At 71.2% G+C, this 17,800-nt stretch carries 13 protein-coding genes and 1 pseudogene; 5 read left to right on the plus strand and 9 right to left on the minus strand.

Annotated elements, in window-relative coordinates:
• The first annotated feature begins 3 nt into the window (after positions 1-3).
• Both ACZ53N_RS21020 and ACZ53N_RS21025 read left to right on the plus strand, forming a co-directional pair.
• The gene (locus ACZ53N_RS21020) at positions 4-903 is read left to right on the plus strand and encodes an ABC transporter ATP-binding protein (protein ID WP_469142377.1); all 900 of its coding nucleotides are present in this window, start codon (positions 4-6) and stop codon (positions 901-903) included.
• Positions 896-1,570, plus strand: a complete 675-nt coding sequence (locus tag ACZ53N_RS21025) for an ABC transporter ATP-binding protein (protein ID WP_469142347.1) — start codon at positions 896-898, stop codon at positions 1,568-1,570. Before ACZ53N_RS21020 ends, ACZ53N_RS21025 begins: the two co-directional genes overlap by 8 nt.
• An 81-nt stretch (positions 1,571-1,651) precedes the next feature.
• On the opposite strand, the gene lysX is transcribed toward ACZ53N_RS21025, so the two are convergent.
• A complete protein-coding gene (lysX, locus tag ACZ53N_RS21030) occupies positions 1,652-5,017 on the minus strand; it encodes a bifunctional lysylphosphatidylglycerol synthetase/lysine--tRNA ligase LysX (RefSeq protein ID WP_469142348.1) in 3,366 nt (1,121 codons plus the stop codon).
• A 225-nt stretch (positions 5,018-5,242) separates the two neighbouring features.
• Between lysX and ACZ53N_RS21035 the strand changes: the two genes are divergently transcribed.
• Positions 5,243-5,437: a hypothetical protein gene (locus ACZ53N_RS21035; RefSeq protein ID WP_130881150.1), complete on the plus strand. Its 195-nt coding sequence runs from the start codon at positions 5,243-5,245 to the stop codon at positions 5,435-5,437.
• Between the two features lie 19 nt (positions 5,438-5,456).
• On the opposite strand, the pseudogene ACZ53N_RS21040 reads toward ACZ53N_RS21035, so the two are convergent.
• From ACZ53N_RS21040 to ACZ53N_RS21055, 4 genes and pseudogenes are all read right to left on the minus strand, one after another.
• Positions 5,457-5,573, minus strand: a pseudogene (locus ACZ53N_RS21040) (AraC family transcriptional regulator); the annotation flags it as partial.
• Between the two features lie 75 nt (positions 5,574-5,648).
• Positions 5,649-7,058, minus strand: a complete 1,410-nt coding sequence (locus tag ACZ53N_RS21045) for a family 2B encapsulin nanocompartment shell protein (RefSeq protein ID WP_469142349.1) — start codon at positions 7,056-7,058, stop codon at positions 5,649-5,651.
• A gap of 117 nt (positions 7,059-7,175) precedes the next feature.
• Positions 7,176-8,588 carry a family 2B encapsulin nanocompartment shell protein gene (locus tag ACZ53N_RS21050; protein ID WP_469142350.1) on the minus strand — a complete coding sequence of 471 codons (1,413 nt, stop codon included), beginning with the start codon at positions 8,586-8,588 and terminating at the stop codon, positions 7,176-7,178.
• A 136-nt stretch (positions 8,589-8,724) separates the two neighbouring features.
• Positions 8,725-9,966, minus strand: coding sequence for a phosphodiester glycosidase family protein (locus ACZ53N_RS21055; RefSeq protein ID WP_469142351.1), 1,242 nt, complete (start codon positions 9,964-9,966; stop codon positions 8,725-8,727).
• A gap of 197 nt (positions 9,967-10,163) precedes the next feature.
• Between ACZ53N_RS21055 and ACZ53N_RS21060 the strand changes: the two genes are divergently transcribed.
• A complete protein-coding gene (locus tag ACZ53N_RS21060) occupies positions 10,164-11,036 on the plus strand; it encodes a phosphatidylinositol-specific phospholipase C/glycerophosphodiester phosphodiesterase family protein (protein WP_469142352.1) in 873 nt (290 codons plus the stop codon).
• Here the strand turns inward: ACZ53N_RS21060 and ACZ53N_RS21065 are convergent.
• A complete protein-coding gene (locus tag ACZ53N_RS21065) occupies positions 10,984-11,481 on the minus strand; it encodes a hypothetical protein (RefSeq protein WP_469142353.1) in 498 nt (165 codons plus the stop codon). The two genes, ACZ53N_RS21060 and ACZ53N_RS21065, sit on opposite strands and share 53 nt — an antisense overlap.
• 295 nt (positions 11,482-11,776) lie before the next feature.
• On the opposite strand from ACZ53N_RS21065, the gene ACZ53N_RS21070 reads away from it, so the two are divergent.
• Positions 11,777-12,454, plus strand: coding sequence for a hypothetical protein (locus ACZ53N_RS21070; protein ID WP_469142354.1), 678 nt, complete (start codon positions 11,777-11,779; stop codon positions 12,452-12,454).
• 59 nt (positions 12,455-12,513) lie between these two features.
• Here the strand turns inward: ACZ53N_RS21070 and ACZ53N_RS21075 are convergent, their stop codons facing one another.
• From ACZ53N_RS21075 to ACZ53N_RS21085, 3 genes are all read right to left on the minus strand, one after another.
• Positions 12,514-13,383: a YceI family protein gene (locus ACZ53N_RS21075; RefSeq protein WP_469142355.1), complete on the minus strand. Its 870-nt coding sequence runs from the start codon at positions 13,381-13,383 to the stop codon at positions 12,514-12,516.
• A 173-nt stretch (positions 13,384-13,556) separates the two neighbouring features.
• A complete protein-coding gene (locus ACZ53N_RS21080; RefSeq protein ID WP_469142356.1) occupies positions 13,557-14,837 on the minus strand; it encodes an SWIM zinc finger family protein in 1,281 nt (426 codons plus the stop codon).
• Positions 14,834-17,767, minus strand: coding sequence for a DEAD/DEAH box helicase (locus ACZ53N_RS21085; protein WP_469142357.1), 2,934 nt, complete (start codon positions 17,765-17,767; stop codon positions 14,834-14,836). The genes ACZ53N_RS21080 and ACZ53N_RS21085 overlap by 4 nt, the downstream gene beginning before the upstream one ends.
• Between the last annotated feature and the right edge of the window lie 33 nt (positions 17,768-17,800).

Here is a 17,800-nt window from a genome sequence, read left to right on the forward strand (position 1 = left end):
CGCATGCGCGGAGGCCGACGGATCGCTGCCGTCACCGACGCGTCGTTCCGGCTCTGGCCGGGCGAGTGCCTCGCCCTCGTCGGCGAGAGCGGCTGCGGCAAGTCCGTCCTCGCGTCCGCGCTGCTCGGGCTGCTGCCCGCGAACGCGCAGACCGCCGGCCGGGCCCTCGTCGGCGGCCTCGACCTCCTCGCGGCCGACGAGCGGACGCTCGCCCGTACGGTCCGGGGCCGCCGCGTCGGCCTTGTACCGCAGAGCCCCGCCGCCCACCTCACCCCCGTGCGCACCGTGCGCTCCCAACTCCAGGAGACCGTCCGGGAGCTGACCGGCGCCCGCGGCAGCGGGCTGCGGGCCACGACCGAGGCCGCCGCCGAGCGGGCGGCGTTCCCCGCCGACCACCTCGACCGCTACCCCCACCAGCTCTCCGGCGGCCTCGCCCAGCGCGCCGCCACCGCGCTCGCCCTCGTCGGCGACGCCCCCCTGCTGCTCGCCGACGAACCGACCACCGGCCTCGACCGCGACCTCGTCGACCGGACGGTCGACGAACTGCGCCGTCACGCGGACGCGGGCCACGCGCTGTTGATGATCACCCACGACCTCGCGGCGGCCGAACGGATCGCGGACCGCGTCGCCGTGATGTACGCGGGCCGCATCGTCGAACTCACCGACGCCCCCGCCTTCTTCGGCCGCCCCGGCCCCCGCCACCCCTACGCCCGCGGCCTGCTCGACGCCCTGCCCGAGCGCGCCTTCACCCCCATCCCCGGCATGCCCCCCGAACTCGGCGCACTGCCCGCCGGCTGCGCCTTCGCCGCCCGCTGCGAGCACGCGACGGCGACCTGCGGAACCGTCCCCGCGCTGCTGAACGGAACGGCCTGCCACCACCCGCAGGAGCCGACGCGTGCTTGAACTCCACCGCATCACCGCCGGCTACGACCGGCGCGCACCCGTCGTCCGGGAGGTATCGCTGACCGTCGAGCCGGGGGAGGCCGTGGGGCTCCTCGGCCCCAGCGGCTGCGGCAAGTCCACGCTGGCCCGGGTCGCCTCCCTGCTGCACCGACCCGACTCCGGCACGTATCTCATCGACGGCGAGCGGGCTCGGGCCTGGCGGCACCGCGCCCCGCGTGAGCAGCGCACCGCCTTCGGCGTGGTGTTCCAACAGCCCCGCCAGGCCGCCGATCCGCGGCTGCGGCTCACCGACCTGATCGCCGAGCCGCTGCGCGCGGCCGGGCGGCGGACGGGCACCGGGGAGACGGTGGCCGAACTGGCCGGGCGGGTCGGACTCTCCGAGGAACTGCTCGGCCGCCGGCCGCACGAGGTCAGCGACGGCCAGCTGCAACGGGCCTGCCTGGCCAGGGCCCTCGTGTTGCGCCCGCGCTGGCTGATCTGCGACGAGATGACGGCGATGCTGGACGCCTCCACGACCGCCGCCCTGGTCGCCGCCGTCGAGGACTACCGCCGTGAGAGCGGTGCGGGCCTTCTCGCCGTCGGCCACGACCGCACCCTGCTGAACCGCTGGTGCGACCGCACGGTCCACTGGACCGAACTCACCGAAACCAGCACGTCCGGCGATTGAGGACACCAGGACCTGGAGCCGGGAGCCCGGAGCGCGCCCGTTCCGACACCGACCACAGACCCTCCGTGCCGAACCCGGCGGTCAGCGATGCCGTACCAGAGGAAACGGCAGCGTCTCGCGAATCGACAGGCCCGTCAGGAACATCACCAGCCGGTCCACGCCGATCCCCAGCCCGCCGGTCGGAGGCATCGCGTACTCCAAGGCGCGCAGGAAGTCCTCGTCCACCTCCATCGCCTCGGGGTCTCCGCCCGCCGCCAGCAGCGACTGGGCGGTGAGGCGGCGGCGCTGCTCGACCGGATCGATCAGCTCCGAATACGCCGTGCCCAGTTCGGTGCCGAACGCCACCAGGTCCCAGCGCTCGGCGACCCGCGGATCGTGGCGGTGCGGGCGGGTGAGCGGCGAGACGTCGGTGGGGAAGTCCTTGTAGAAGACGGGCGGCCCGGTCCGCTCCTCGACGAGCCGCTCGTACATCTCCAGCACGATGTCCCCACGGGTGTGCTCCGGCTTGTGCGGCACGCCCGTCGCGTCGCAGTGGCGGCGCAGCGCCTCGACCGGGGTGTCCGCGTCGACCTCCGTGCCGAGCGCCTCGGAGATCGCGCCGTAGACGGTCTTCACCGGCCACGGGCCCGAGATGTCGTGCTCGACGAGCTTGCCCTCGCCGTCCGCCCGCAGCGCGACCGCCGAACCGTGTGCGGCGACGGCGGCGCCCTGGACCAGCTCGCGCGTCAGGTCCAGCATCACGTCGTAGTCGGCGCAGGCCTGATACGCCTCCAGCATCGTGAACTCGGGGTTGTGCTTGTACGAGATGCCCTCGTTGCGGAACGTCCGGCCCATCTCGAAGACCTTCTCCATGCCGCCCACACACAGCCGCTTCAGATACAGCTCGGGCGCGATGCGCAAGTACAGATCGAGGTCGTAGGCGTTGATGTGCGTGGTGAAGGGCCGGGCGTTCGCCCCGCCGTGGATCTGCTGGAGCATCGGCGTCTCGACCTCCAGATAGCCCCGGTCGAGCAATCCCTGGCGCAGCGCCTGCACGGCGGCACTGCGCGCCCGTACGGTCCGCCGGGCCTCCGTGGACACCGCGAGGTCCACGTAGCGCATCCGCACCCGGGCCTCGGGGTCGCTCAGGCCGTGGCGCTTGTCGGGCAGCGGACGCAGACACTTGGCGAGCATCCGGGTACGGGTGACGAAGACGGTCAGCTCACCGCGGTCGGTGGCACCGACCTCGCCCTCGGCTTCGATGTGGTCACCGAGGTCGATGTGGTCGGTGAAGCGCCGTAGGCACTCCGTGCCGGAGCCGTCGCGGGTGAGGGTGAGCTGCAGGTCACCGGACCAGTCGCGCAGCACGGCGAAGACGACCCCGCCGTGGTCGCGTACCAGCAGTACCCGTCCGGCGACGGTCACCCGCTCGCCCGTACGGGACGAGGGCGCGAGCCCGGCGTGGGCCGCGCGGATCGCGGCGAGGGTGTGGGTGCGGTGCGCGTCGACCGGGTAGGGATCGACACCCGCCGCCCGCAACCGCTCCAGCTTCGCCCGCCGTACCCGCACCTGCTCGGGCAGCCCGGCGAGTTCATCCGCCGCACCGGGCTCACCGGGCCCCGCGCCGGTGCCGTAGCCGAGCTCGGAGAGCGAGGGCAGGCCGGCCGTGCTCGCCGGACTGGCGACGCCGCGCGCCCGCCCCCGGCTCCACAGCTTGCCCAGGCTCGGTACCGCGACGAAGCCCTCCGCGATGCCCGCGGCCAGCCCGATCCGCGCGAGGGCGCCCGCATCGGCGTAGCACAGGAACCGCGGATGCCACTCGGGGTTGTACTTGACGTTCGAGCGATAGAGCGCTTCCAGCTGCCACCACCGGGAGAAAAACAACAGCAGCTTGCGCCACAGCCGCAATACCGGCCCCGCGCCGATCCTGGCGCCCTCCTCGAACGCCGAGCGGAAGACGGCGAAGTTCAACGAGATGTGCTTGACACCGAATCGCCCGGCCTGCGCGCACAGTTGGGCGACCATGAACTCCATGACGCCGTTGGGCGCGGCACGGTCGCGGCGCATCACATCCAGCGAGACCCCGTCGCGCCCCCAGGGCACGAACGACAGCAGCGCGATCATCTTGCCCTCGCTGTCGAACGCCTCGACCAGCAGACAGTCGCCGTCGGCGGGGTCGCCGAGGCGCCCCAGGGCCATCGAGAAGCCGCGCTCGGTCTCGGTGTCGCGCCAGGTGTCCGCGCGATGGATCACCTCGCCCATCTCCTCGTCGGAGAGCTCGGCGTGCCGCCGGACGCGGGTGGTCGCGCCCGTCCGCTCCACCCGGTTGACGGCCTGGCGGGTCACCCGCATCTCGCGGCCGTCCAGGTCGAAGGCGGCGACCCGGAGGATGGCCTCGTCGCCCAGTTGCAGCGCCCCCAGCCCCGACCGCGCGTACGCCACGGCGCCGGTCTCGCTCGCGCCCATGACGGCGGGCTGCCAGCCGTAGCGCCCCGCGACCGCCAGCCAGGCTTCGATCGCCGGGGTCCAGGCCTCGGGATCGCCCAGCGGATCGCCGGAGGCCAGACAGACCCCCGCCTCGACCCGGTAGGTGACGGCGGCCTTCCCGCTGGGCGAGAAGACGACGGCCTTGTCCCGGCGGGTCGCGAAATAGCCGAGGGAGTCCCGGCCGCCGTAGCGGCTGAGGAGGGCGCGGATCCGCGGCTCCTCGTCGTCGTGCAGGGCCGCCTCCAGACGCTGGGAGCGGAAGAGCGACATGGCGGCGTTGAGAAGCGCCAGCGCGCCGAGCAGGCCGAGGAGGAAGAACAGCCAGTGCGGCGGGTGACCGACGAAGTGCCGACCACTGACCAGGCCGCCGCACACCTTGTTGACGACGAACAACAGCCGGTTCCCACCCCCGCTCTCCAGCGATCCGGGGAAGAGGGAGACCAGGCCCCAGCCCACCAGGACGGCGACCGCGAGACCGCCGACGAGCACCAGAAGGGCATGCAGGAACGCACCGCGCCGCGAGGCCGCGTAGAACTCCCGCCGGGCCAGGATCAGCAGCACCATCGCCGCCACGCACAGCACCAGGGACGGGACCACTTCCCAGTACCCCACGGCCAGCAACAGCACGTCCGCGAGCAGCAGCAGGGCCAGATAGCCGAGGACGAACCAGAGCGTGACCCGTTTGCGCGCGGCCATCGCCGCCGCGAGGAGCATCAGGAAGACGGCGTAGGCGAGGTTCGGGGCCGTGGGAACGGTCAGGGTGTCCAGCGCGTCGGTCAGCGGGGCCGCAACCCGCCGCAGCGGTGAGATGAGGGAGGTGAGCGCGCAGAAGAGCCCGAGCAGCCCGAAGAAGATCGCGAAACCGTTGGGCACCCGGTGCGACAGCCGCCGCCAGGCGGACTCCCGATCGCCGCCCTCCCGCGTCCCCGGCGCCCCTCCCCTCACCGTGGCGGGCTCGGTGTCCGGGACTGTGCGGCTCATTCCGCCAGCCTAGGCACGCCACCGCCCCGACGCCTGTCGAACCAGGGCCCCCTCGCCCGATCGGCGCCGGTCCGAACGATCACATGAGGCCGACGGGACCGTGACGGTTCGGCCCCGCCCCGACCAGTGAATCCGTACCTGGATGGAGTACACGCACGGCACGGGCGGCGCCGGTGTGATGAGCGAGACTGGCGCATACTCACCGCTCAGCCGAGGAGGTATGCCGTGGTCGTTTCGATCTCCGTGGTCCTGATGCTTCTGGTGCTGGCGGTGGTGTTCCTGCGCAGCGGAGCGCTCCGCGTCTCGCACGCGCTGGTCTGCGTCCTGCTCGGCTTCGTCCTGGCGAGCACCAGTGTGGCGCCGACCATCGCCAACGGCATTTCGGCCACGGCTCAGCTGGTCAGCGGCGTGCGCCCCTGATCCGACCGGGGCGGCGGGGGCACGGATCGAGCCCGGCCACCGCACCGGCCGAGGTGAGCAACTGGCCGTTGTCCACATAGAGCACGTCCAGGTCGACGCGGACGTCGGGATACCGGCCCGCCAGCTCCGTGGCGGAGGCTCCGACACCTCCGCCGTCATGCGCCGCCTGCCCCTGTACACCGGAGGGGTCCGGACCTGTCCCTTGAGCCGCCTACGCCCGCCCGATCTCGACGTCCTCCAGGACACCGAGCGCGTCCGGTACCAGAATCGCCGCCGAGTAGTAAGCGCTCACCAAATACGAGGTGACCGCTTGGTCGTTGATGCCCATGAAGCGCACATTAAGGCTGGGCTGGTACTCGTCGGGGATGCCGGTCTGGTGCAGACCCACGACTCCCTGGTTCTCCTCACCGGTGCGCATCGCGAGGATCGAGCTGGTACCGGTCTCGCTGATCGGGATCTTGTTGCACGGGAGGATCGGCACTCCTCGCCAAGCACGCACCGACGAGCCCAGGACCTCGAGGTTCTGTGGGTAGAGGCCACGGCTGCTGCACTCCCGGCCGAAGGCCGCGATGGTCCGTGGGTGAGCCAGCAGATACTGGGTCTTGCGACGCCGTGACAGCAGTTCGTCGAGGTCGTCGGGGGTGGGCGGGCCGGTGCGGGTGTGGATGCGTTGTTTGAGGTCGGCGTTGTGGAGGAGGCCGAATTCGCGGTTGTTGACGAGCTCGTGTTCCTGGCGTTCGCGGAGTGCTTCGATGGTGAGGCGGAGCTGCTGCTCGACCTGGTTCATCGGTTCGTTGTAGAGATCGGCGACGCGGGTGTGCACGCGCAACACCGTCTGCGCGACACTCAGTTCATACTCGCGTGGGGACGGCTCGTAGTCGACGAAGGTGCCGGGAAGTGACGGCTCGCCGACGTGCCCGGAGGCCACCGCGATGTCGGCCTCACCGCGCTTGTTCTGCGGGGGCGTGGGCCGGGAGGCGAAGTCCGCGACATGGTCGCGCAGTGACTCGGAGCGGTCGGACAGCTCCTGGAAGGCCTGGCGGGAGAGCGCGAGGACGGTGCAGCGCGTCACCGCCCGGACGGTGAAGTCCCAGACGCCGTCCGGCTCCAGGGGCACGCGCTCGCCGAAATAGTCGCCGTCGGCCAGCACGCCGAGCACGGTGTCGTCCCCGTACTTGCCGACGCCCGTCTTGTTCAACTTGCCGTGGGCGATCAGGAAGACCTGGTCGGCCGGCTGACCCGACTCGACCAGAGCGTCACCTGCCGCGTACTCCCGCTGGACGAACCCGTCCGCCAGCGACTCCAGTACGGCACTGTCGTCGAACCCTCGGAGCAGGGGCAGCTCACCCAGCTCCGGAGGGATGACCCGGACCTCCGAGCCGGTGGTGATGAACTCGACGCGGCCGTCCCCGATCTCGTAGGTCAGCCTGCGGTTGACCCGGTACGTACCCGCGGACACCTGCACCCAAGGCAGCACCCGCAGCAGCCAACGGGAGGAGATCCCCTGCATCTGCGGTACGGATTTGGTCGTCGTCGCGAGCTGGCGTGCCGCTGAGGTGTCGAGGCTCTGCTGTGACTCGCCCGCCCGCGCGGTCTGCCCTTGCTCCACTGACGTGGTCATTACTGGTCTTCACCCATCTGTATGCGGTAGCTGACGCGATACTTGAAGTGACGTGGTGCGGATGGCGACATGGCGCGGATATGGCAAGGCATGGCCTTGCCATATCCGGTCCGTCCGTCAGTGCCCGACTTCGACGTTCTCAAGAATTCCGAGAGCGTCGGGAACGAGAACGGCGGCGGAGTAATAGGCGCTCACCAGATAGGACATGATCGCTTGATCGTTGATGCCCATGAAACGCACGGAAAGGCTGGGCTGATATTCGTCCGGGATTCCCGTCCGGTGGAGGCCGACGACCCCCTGTGATTCCTCACCGGTGCGCATCAACAGAATCGAGCTGACGCCGGTCTCGGTGACCGGGATCTTGTTGCAGGGGAAAATCGGCACACCGCGCCAGGCGGGGACGGCGTGGCCGTTCACTTCGACGCTGTCCGGGTACAGGCCTCGGCTGTTGAACTCGCGTGCGATCGCCGCGATGGCGCGCGGGTGTGCCAGAAGGAAACCGGGGTCCTTCCAGACGGTGGCCAATAGTTCGTCGAGGTCGTCGGGGGTGGGCGGGCCGGTGCGGGTGTGGATGCGCTGTTTGAGGTCGGCGTTGTGAAGGAGGCCGAATTCGCGGTTGTTGACGAGCTCGTGTTCCTGGCGTTCGCGGAGTGCTTCGATGGTGAGGCGGAGCTGCTGCTCGACCTGGTTCATCGGTTCGTTGTAGAGATCGGCGACGCGGGTGTGCACGCGCAACACCGTCTGCGCGACGCTGAGGCCGAACTCGCGCGGGGCGCGTTCGTAGTCGGCGAAGACGCCGGGAAGAGCCGGCTCGCCGACGTGACCGGAGGCGATGTCGATGGCCGACTCGCCGTACTCGTTCTGCGGGCGCCCGGTATCGGCGCGGAAGGCCTGGACGTGGTCGCGCAGCTCCTGCGAACGCTCGAGGAGCTCCTCGAACTCCTGGCGTGGCAGGGTCAGCACCGTGCAAGCCGTCACCGCCCGTACGGTGAAGTCCCAGTTGCCGCCCTCGACTGCCGAGAGGGCCTGGTCGCCGAAGTATTCGCCGTCGGCCAGCACGCCCAGCACGGTGGGGTCGCCGTACTCCCCGGCGTGCACCTTGCTGACCTTTCCGTGGGCGATCAGGACGACCTGATCGGCGGGCCGGCCCGCTTCGACCAGCACATCCCCGGGCTGGAACTCGCGCTGCGTGAAGCGGTCGGCGAGGGTCTCGAGCACCGTGGTGTCGGTGAAGCCGCGCAACAGCGGCAGCTCGCCCAGCTCCGCCGGGATCACGCGCACCTCGGCCCCGGTGGAGACGAATTCGACCCGGCCGTCGCCGAGTGTGTGCGTCATTCGCCGGTTGACCCGGTACGTACCGCCGGACACCTGGACCCAGGACAACATGCGCAGCAGCCACCGCGACGTAATGCCCTGCATCTGCGGTACGGATTTGGTCGTGGTCGCCAGATTCCGGGCGGCCGCGGTACTGAGACTCAGCCGTCCCGCTGAATTCTCGGTGTCGGAACCGGACTCCAATGACGTCGTCATACGGAAATGCCCACCCATTTCATCTGTGCGACTGGCTGCTGCGGAACCGTCGATAAGCTCTCGTCGATGCTTCTCCGAGGCTAGCGGGGTGATTCCGTGGGCGCAGTCACCCTAAAGGGTGGATTAAGCGACGATGTTAACGGTGGATAAAAATCCCGATGCCGTTCGAGACGGCTCGTTCGGCTCCGCCCGAAGGGTGGTTGCGCACGACGGCCTGCCCTTCGCCGGGTGCGCGGGTGACCAGGGTGCTCGACCCGCCGCCGTCCAGGTTCACGGCGTCCTCGGACCCGAGATCCCGCATGACACCGGCCAGTTCGGCGACGGTCAGGCCCACGCGGTAGTCGGGCCCTCCGTCCAGCGCAAGAAGGTACAGCCGTCGGCCCCCGTCGGCCAGTCCGGCCGAGGTCCGTACGGCTGAGGTCACCGCGTCCAGCCCGCTCAGCGGGCTGCCGTCGCGCAGCACGGGGAAGCCGCCCAGCGCGAACCGCAATGCCCCACGGTGCGCGGAGCGCAGGCGCTCGTCCACCTGAACCCGGTCGCCGACCCGCAGCTTACGCAGCTCCCGCGCTCCTGCCTCACGCCCCACCAGCACCACCGTGCCGGAGGCGATCTGGCCTCGTCCCGGCTTCTCGGCCACGGAGGCCACCCGGCCCCGCCGCACGGTCAGTTCGTAGGTCTCGGCACTGCACGGCGCCGCCCGTTCCGCGTCGGTCCCGCAGGTGGCCCGCAGTCGCGAGACAGGTCCCCACGCGGGGGTGTACGCGCCGATACCGCCGACAGGCAGGGCGTACTGATTGAGCCCGCGCAGCGGGAGCTTCCGCTCCGCGGTCCGCACGGTCCCCACCAGGGTGAGCCTGTCCAGCCGGGCCACCCCGTCCGTCCCGACGCCGATGACATCCCTCGTGGTGACCCCGCGGGGCATCGCGGGCCCGAAGCGCTGGCCGTTCGGCACGGCCGCGCTCAGTCGGTGTCCGCCCGCGATGGACGGGCCCACCGGCGCGCCCGTCGCCTCCACCCCCGGGTGCTGGGTCTCCGTGATGTTGTAGAAATCGCCGTTGACGGCACCGACCGCGCCCCGGGACTCGGCCAGGCGGGACACCGTCGCCCGTGCGGCGACCCGGCCCGGGTACAACAGGTCCAACGACACCTTCGGGTGGCGCAGATCGACGGTGAGCACATGACCGAAGGCCGGCCCGTGCGAGCCCGAGAGGGAGAACTTCCGATAGGTGACCCCCGGCGCGACGCGGGCCTGACCGCCGAACCGCAGAGTCGGCAGTGCTTCCGCTTCCGCCCAGGCGGTCCCTCCGCCACCCACGAATGAGACCCACGCCACCAACACCGTCAGCACCGCGCGCACGCGGTCAGTACGTCTTCTCACAGTCTCCCCAGAGGTCCCATCAACTCTGCCACGGCGCAAGGGGGTTCACCATGCCCCGAACGAACGACAAGGAACGTCGCGGCATCGACGCGAGCAACTCGCGGCGCATCCCTGCGCATCGGCTCCGCGCGCCCCGATACTCACTGTTGTCAGTACGTGCGACCCGTCGATATCCGCCCGGAGATTCGGGAGGCACCATGCACTCGCGCACGCGCCGCGCAGCCGTCGTCACCCTCGGAGCCGCCTTCGCGGGGTCCCTCGCACCCCCCGCCCTCGCCGCCGCACCGGGCTCGCTCGACAGCACGCGCCGAGGGCGCGGCAAGCCACCGCTGCGCCGGGCGCACGCGCACAACGACTACGCGCACCCCCGCCCGCTCGCCGACGCCCTCTCCCATGGGTTCGGCAGCGTGGAGGCCGACATCTGGCTCGTGGGCGGCCAACTCCTCGTGGCTCACGACGCGTCCGAGCTCGATCCGACGCGCACCCTCGAATCGCTCTACCTCGACCCGCTGCTGCGTCGTGTCACCGCCAACCACGGCCGCGTCTACCGCGGCTACGGTCTGTCGTTGCAGCTGCTCATCGACATCAAGACCGCGGGCGACCCCACCTACCGCGAACTCTCCCGGCGTCTGCGCCGATACCGGTCGATGCTGGGCTCCTGTGTCGACGGCCGGGTGCGGCGTGGCGCGGTCACCGCCGTGGTGTCCGGCGACCGGGGCGCCCGCGCCCCCATGGAGGCCGAGCGGGTGCGGTACGCCTTCTACGATGGTCGACTCGCGGACCTCGGCAGCGGCGTTCCCGCTTCGTTCACCTCGCTCATCAGCGACAACTGGGGTCTGAACTTCACCTGGCGAGGCGAAGGGCCCATGCCCGAGCGAGAGCGGGCGGCCCTTCGGCGGATCGTCGCCGCCGCCCATTCGGCGGGCCGACATGTGCGCTTCTGGGCCACGCCGGACGAGCCGGGGCCGGCGCGCGACGCGCTCTGGCGCGAGCTGATGGACGCCGGTGTGGACTACCTCAACACGGATGATCTGGCGGGACTCGAGGTGTTTCTCCGCGCAGCTCGCTGAGTACCTCCTGGAAGTGGGGTTCGGGAACCGACGGCAGCAGCAGCGCGACGACGTGCACCAGTTTGCCGAGCACGAAGGTGGTGTCGGGCGTCGCGCGCACGAGCTCCCGTACCCTCTCCGTGTCTCCGCGCCGGACGGACTCGAGCAGCACTGCGACATCCGGTGCGGCCTCCTCGTCCGTCTCGACCCAGCCTGTTTCGTCCGGCGCGCGCCTGACGAGGTGTCGCAACACCCGGTCGGCGACGTCGGGCTGATACGCCTTGCGCACGGCCTCATTGGCGACCCAGGAGAGCGCGGACACGACGTTCTTGGCCTCGTCGGCCGTCATGGTCTCCGGCAGTGAAGCGTCGAACGCCTGCTGATTGCCGTGCCGGAAGGCCAGGAGGAGGCGTGCTGCCCTCGCCTTCGCCTCGTTCACGCGTATATGGGAAATCTCGGCGGTCACCGGAAAATAGTACTGTTAGTGGATCATTCCATGGGGAGCGCCACGCAGTGGAATGTCGCGATCCAGGGCGGAAGGTGTAGCGGTACGGTCACCACACGGTCACGGGCGGGCGCGCGTGGGGACGCTGGACCGTATGGCAACCCCACCTGGACCGCCGCCCGGAAACCCGCTCGGACCGCCCTCGGGCGCGCCGCCCCCGCCGTCCTGGCCTCCACCGGGGGGTTTCGGTCCGGGGGGACCGCCCTGGCCGCCGGAGCCGCCCCGGCCCGAAGGCGGCGGAGGCAAGCGGATCGCCATGGCGGCCACCGCGCTGGTGGCCGTCGCCGCCGTGGCGCTGGGCGCGGTGTTGGTCATCGGGGACAGTGACGATGAGAAGCCCGGCGAGAGAACGCCGTCCGGCAGCCCGACCGGAGGGCCCTCACCTTCCTTCAGCCTCCCCACCAGTCTTCCCAGCAGCCTCCCCAGTGGCCTTCCGTCGGGACTGCCCAGCGGCTTGCCCACGACGTTGCCATCGGGCCTGCCCACGAGCCTGCCGAGCGGTTTCCCCAGTGGGCTGCTCGGTGTGCCGACCGCGCGGAGCGTCGAGAGCGGTCTCCCGACGCCCGCCGACGACAAGCCGTACTACTTCGCGCTGGCCTCGGGAGACTGCTTCGATCTGCCCGCCGACGGCCCCGGGGCGCGGCTGGTCAAGCGCTCGTGTTTCGCGCCCCATGACGGGGAGGTCGTCGCCACGCCCACCCTGTCGGGTACGTACGACAGTGAGAGCGCCTTGAAGGACCAGGCCGCGGAGCTGTGTCGGCAGCCGATGCGTGGCCGCAGTCTGAAGCAGCCCGCCGGCACCGCGCGCGGCACGCTGGTGCAGTACCCGAAGTTACAGGGCTACCGACTGGGCATTCGCTCCGTCACCTGCAGCCTGACCGCCGAGGAAGGCGGTACGGGCAGCGGTCGGAAGCTGACGACGCCGCTCGCCTGACGCCCCGGCGGGACAGCCGAGGTCGCTGCCGGGGACGAGGGGGAGACGGGGTGCGGCGGTCACTCCGCGGGAACGGCCTGGATGTCGAGTTCGATCTTGATTGTCGCCCCGATCATCGCGATGCCACGCGAGAGCATGGACCGCCAGTCCAAGGTGAAGTCCTCACGGTGCAGTTCTGCGGAGGCCGAGCACGCGGCGCGGGTCTCGCCCATGATGCCGGTGCCGAGGCCGAGATAGCGGGTGTCGAGCGAGACATTCCGGCTGACACCGTGGAGGTTGAGTACCCCCTGCACGGCCCACCGCGAGCCACCGCGGTGCACGAAGCGCTCGCTGACGAACTGCATGTACGGGTACTTGTCGACACCCAGGAAGTCCGGGGAGCGCAGGTGGGCGTCGCGTTGCTCGACCCCGGTGTCGATGCTCGCGGTCTCGATCACGACGTCGAGGCTGGACTCCTCCATGCGCTCGCCGATCCACAGGGTGCCCTGGAACTGATTGAACCTGCCGTGCACCTCGGCGAGCCCGATGTGCCGGGCGATGAAGCGCACCGCCGTGTGGTCCGGGTCGATGCGCCACGCGCCCGGGGCCGGGAGGGCGGGGGTGGGCGCGGGCTCCATGGGCACGGTCCCGAGGTCGGTCCGGGTGCCCTCCGTCGATTCGCACTCCTGGCGCACGGGCTGATACCCCTCGGCGGTCACCGCGACGCTGTACTCGCCGGGAGCCACGTTCGTGGCGAACCGGCCGTGCGGGTCGGTCTGCCCGTGCACCACCTCGCGGCCGTTCGCATCCCGTACGGACACTTCCGCTCTGTGCAGCGGAAGGCGCACGGGGTCGACGACGACACAGTCGAGAGCCCCCGCGCCGTACGGAATCGGTGCGCTCTCCCGGTGAAGAGAACGCTTGTAACGGCGCAGCAGGGCGAAAGTCATCCCAAAGTGCCTTTCCATGTGCAGAAGGTGATTGAACGGTAGATCGCCACATTCTGCCACTAGGGCTTGGAAGCTCCTTCATTGCCCTCTTTTGCCTTGGAAAGCTCCCTGTTGAATGTTCTGTACCTTTGATTCTTCCGCCGTTGGTCGGCGGCTCATCCGTCGCTCGTCCGTCACTCCTCCGTGAGCAGGAACGCGAGGGCCGCCGCCGGATCGAGGTCGCACGGCCCGGCGGGCTCCCAGCGGCCACCCTCCTTGCGGTACGGCCACCAGCGCCCGTCCCGGCCGTAGCGCAGTTGGGCATCGGTGCCCACCACCGTCCACCGAGCGCCGGTGGCTCGCAGCCGGGGTGCCTTGTCGTCGTCCTCCCAAGCGGCCGCCAGCCGGGCGCGTGCGCGGGCGAGATCGTCCGGTTCGGGTGTCCACTCCTCCTCCAGTACGGCCAGCGCCGCGGCTCCGCCGTGGCCCCAGGCGCGGGCGGCGCGGGCCAGCTCGGCACGTCCGTAGCCGCAGCCCGCTGCGAGCCGGGCGGTGATCCGTTCGGGCGGCCCTGCGGCGGCCAGGCGTACGGCGTCCTGGCGCACCGTCAGCGCGTCCGTTACGGGGGCCCGCTCGTGGCCGGGCGCCAGCGCCTCGGCCAGTAGCTGCCGGGCCCGGGCGGCCGCGTCCGCCACGAGGAACTCCAGCGCGCCGACGTCGAGGTCGGGGCCGGCCGGGGTGCCCCCGGTGAGGACGGGCGGGCGGGCTGTGGCGTCCGTCAAAGGCGGTGTATCGGGTAGCGGTGGTATGAGGTCCCGCGCCGCGAAGGCCTCGCTCGCCAGGATGCCCGCAGGCACCTCCGAGCTCTCCCGCGTCTCCCGTGAGGCGGCGCGGGAGACGCTACGAGCCTGCAATTCGTCCAACAGCTCGCGCTCTCCCCGGCCGCGCATGAGCAACAGCACAAAGGGATCCCGGTCGAGCAACCTGGCCACCTGATGGCACAGCGCCGCCGTGTGCGCACAGTGGTCCCACGCCTCGCAGGCGCACTCGGGTTCCAGATCCCCGATGCCCGGCAGCAGATCCACCCCCGCCGCGGCCGCGTCCTCGACCAGGTGCGGCGACATATCGCGGTCCAGCAGCGCCGCGATATGCCCCGCCCGGTCCGCGACCAGGTTCAGCAGCCGGTCCCATTCCGCCCCGGACAGCTCCTGGATCACTACGTCGGAGCGGTAGCGCGTGCCGTCCCGGTCACGGACGAGTGCCGTGATCCGTCCCGGCCGCACGGACACCGCGCCGACCGCCCCCGCGCGCGCGTGCGCGCGGCCCGCCTTCACCTGCCGGCCGTCCAGCGCCGTGTCCTCGAGCGCCCGGAGCCACGCCCGGCCCCACCACGTCTCGGCGAATCCCCGCCCGCTCGCGGTCGGCAGTGCATCGAACGTGCGCTCCACGCGCGCGTGAATGTCATTCCCGGTCATCGTCCAGTCCCCCTCAGTTCGACGAGATCCGCCAGCTCGGCATCGCTGAGTTCCGTCAGAGCAGCCTCCCCGGAGTGCAGCACCGCGTCCGCGAGAGCCTGCTTACGGGTGAGCATCTGTGCGATCCGGTCCTCGATCGTGCCCTCGGCGATGAGCCGGTGCACCTGCACGGGCTGGGTCTGGCCGATGCGGTAGGCGCGGTCGGTGGCCTGGGCCTCGACGGCCGGGTTCCACCAGTGGTCGAAGTGCACGACGTGCCCGGCACGGGTGAGGTTCAGTCCTGTACCCGCCGCCTTCAACGACAGCAGGAAGACCGGGACCTCACCGTCCTGGAAGCGGCGGACCATCTCCTCGCGCCGCGACACGGGCGTGCCCCCGTGCAGGAACTGTGTGGGCACGCCACGGGCGGCCAGGTGCTGTTCCAGGAGCCGCGCCATCTGCACGTACTGGGTGAACACGAGCACGCTCGCTTCCTCGGCGAGGATCGTGTCCAGCAGTTCGTCGAGCAGTTCCACCTTGCCGGACCGGCCCGAAATCCTCGGGCCGCCCTCCTTGAGGTCGTGCTCCTTCAAGAACTGCGCCGGATGGTTGCAGATCTGTTTGAGCCCCGTGAGGAGCTTCACGATCAGCCCGCGCCGCTCGAAGCCCTCCGCGCCCTCGACCTCGGCGAGGATCTCCCGCACCACGGCCTCGTACAGCGCCGCCTGCTCCTTGGTGAGCGTGACCGCGTGATCCGTCTCGGTCTTGGGCGGCAGCTCGGGCGCGATGCCCGGGTCGGACTTGCGGCGCCGCAACAGGAACGGGCGGACGATCGCCGCGAGACGTTCGGCGGCCGCGGGATCGGCGCCGTCCTCGACCGACCGCGCGTAGCGCCGGCGGAATCTGCCCAGCGAGCCCAGGAGCCCGGGCGTCGTCCAGTCGAGGATCGCCCACAGCTCGGACAGGTTGTTCTCGACGGGGGTACCCGAGAGGGCGACCCGGGCTTTCGCCCCGATGGTGCGCAACTGCTTGGCTGTCGCGGAGTACGGGTTCTTGACGTGCTGCGCCTCGTCGGTGACGACCAGGCCCCAGTCGGCCTCCGCCAGGCGCTCCGCGTCCAGCCGCATCGTGCCGTAGGTGGTGAGGACGAACTCTCCGTCGGCCAGGGCGTCCAGGCTCCGTGACGAGCCGTGGAAGCGGCGCACGGGTGTCCCGGGCGCGAACTTCTCGATCTCCCGCTGCCAGTTGCCCATCAGGGACGTCGGACAGATCACCAGGGTCGGGCCGGCCGCGCCGGGCAGCGCCTGGCGGTGCAGATGGAGGGCGATCAGAGTGATGGTCTTGCCGAGCCCCATGTCGTCGGCGAGACAGCCGCCCAGACCGAGCGAGGTCATCCGGTTCAGCCAGTCGAGGCCGCGTAGTTGGTAGTCGCGCAGGGTGGCGGCGAGGGCGGCGGGCTGGCCGACGGGCTCATGGGAGGAGTCGGGGTCGGCGATGCGGTCGCGCAGGGCCGCGAGCCAGCCGGTGGCCTGTACGTCGACCGTCTCCCCGGCGTCCTCATCGCCATTCTCCTCGGCGTGGGTCCGACCGGTGAGAGCGGCACCCAGCGCCTCGACGGGCGTGACCTTGCGGTCCTGCCGCTCCCGGGCCCGGCGCACCGCCTCCGGATCGACGAGCACCCACTGGTCCCGCAGGCGCACGGCCGGGCGGCTCGCCTCTGCCAGCCGGTCCAGCTCCTCCTTGGTCAGCTCCATGTCGCCGACGGCGAACCGCCAGCTGAAGGTGAGCAGCGCGTCCGCCGAGAGCAGGGACGGCATGCCGGACCGCTCGTCGTCCGATGCCCCGGCGTCGTCAGGCGGCCCGACGACGGCGCGCGCGGTGAGCTTACGGGCCAGTTCCTTCGGCCAGTGGACCTCGACTCCGGCGGCGTCCAGAGCCGTCGACGCCGCGCCCAGGAGCTCGCCCATCTCCTCGTCGGCGAGATCGATGGCGTCGGGTGCCGCCGCCGAGAGCAGCGGCGTGAGTGCGGGCCAGGCGTGCGCGGCGCGGCGGAGCGCGAGCAGGGCGTTCATGCGCGCTCCCCGGCCGAGCGAGGCGGCCACGGGCGAGTCGCCTGCCCAGACCTCAGCCGCGTCCGCTACCAGCGCCGGGTCCATGAGGCTGTGCAACTGGAGGACGGCACGAAAACGCGGGCGGGCGTCCGGATCGGCCTCCCCGTCCCCGGGCGCGGTCTCCGCCAGGCCCTGCGCCTCGACGCGCAGGGAGAGCCGCACGCCCGCGTCGTGCCCGGCGGCGACCTCGTCGGCCCAGGCGCGCTGTTCGGGCAGCCGGCGCGGCTCGGGGGCGGCGAAGGCGGGACCACCCGCGGCCAGGGCCGCGGCGGGGGAGCGCGGCAGCCCGTCGGCCACGGCGTCCAGGAAGGCGCGCACGAGCCGCTCCGGCTCGGGCAGCAGCAGCGGGTCGCTGTCCGGCAGGGGTACGGCGTGCGCGGCCGACGGCATCGCGGCGGCCAACTCCCGCACCCGGTGCAGGTCGTCCTGGGTGAGCGGGCCGACGCGCCAGGCGTCGTGATCGGTCGAGGTCAGCCCCGGCAGCAGTCGGCCGCGCGCAGCCAGTTGCAGTGCGAGCAACGCCGCGGCACCCCAGAACGCGGCCGACTCCTCGCCCCGCGCGGCGCGGGCGCGGGTGAGGGCAGGCAGAGCATCGCGTACGGCCAGGGTGGTGGCGCGTACGGTCGTGGTGGCGACTGCCGAGCCGTCCGCGACGACGATCGTCAGTTCCTCCACGACGCCCGAGGCGGCGAGGGGGTCGCCGTCCTGCTCGTCCGGCTGCCAGAAGGCGACACGTCCGGTCCGGGAGGGGTCTCCGGGAAGGAAGACCGCCGAGCAACGAGCCAGCCGGGCGATCTCGGTGGGGGTTGCGGCAGGGGGTGGTGTCACAGGGATGCGCATTCCTCAAATTTGACTAGTGGGCTCCGGAGCGCC

The sequence above is a fragment of the Streptomyces sp. NPDC033229 genome (assembly GCF_055576875.1).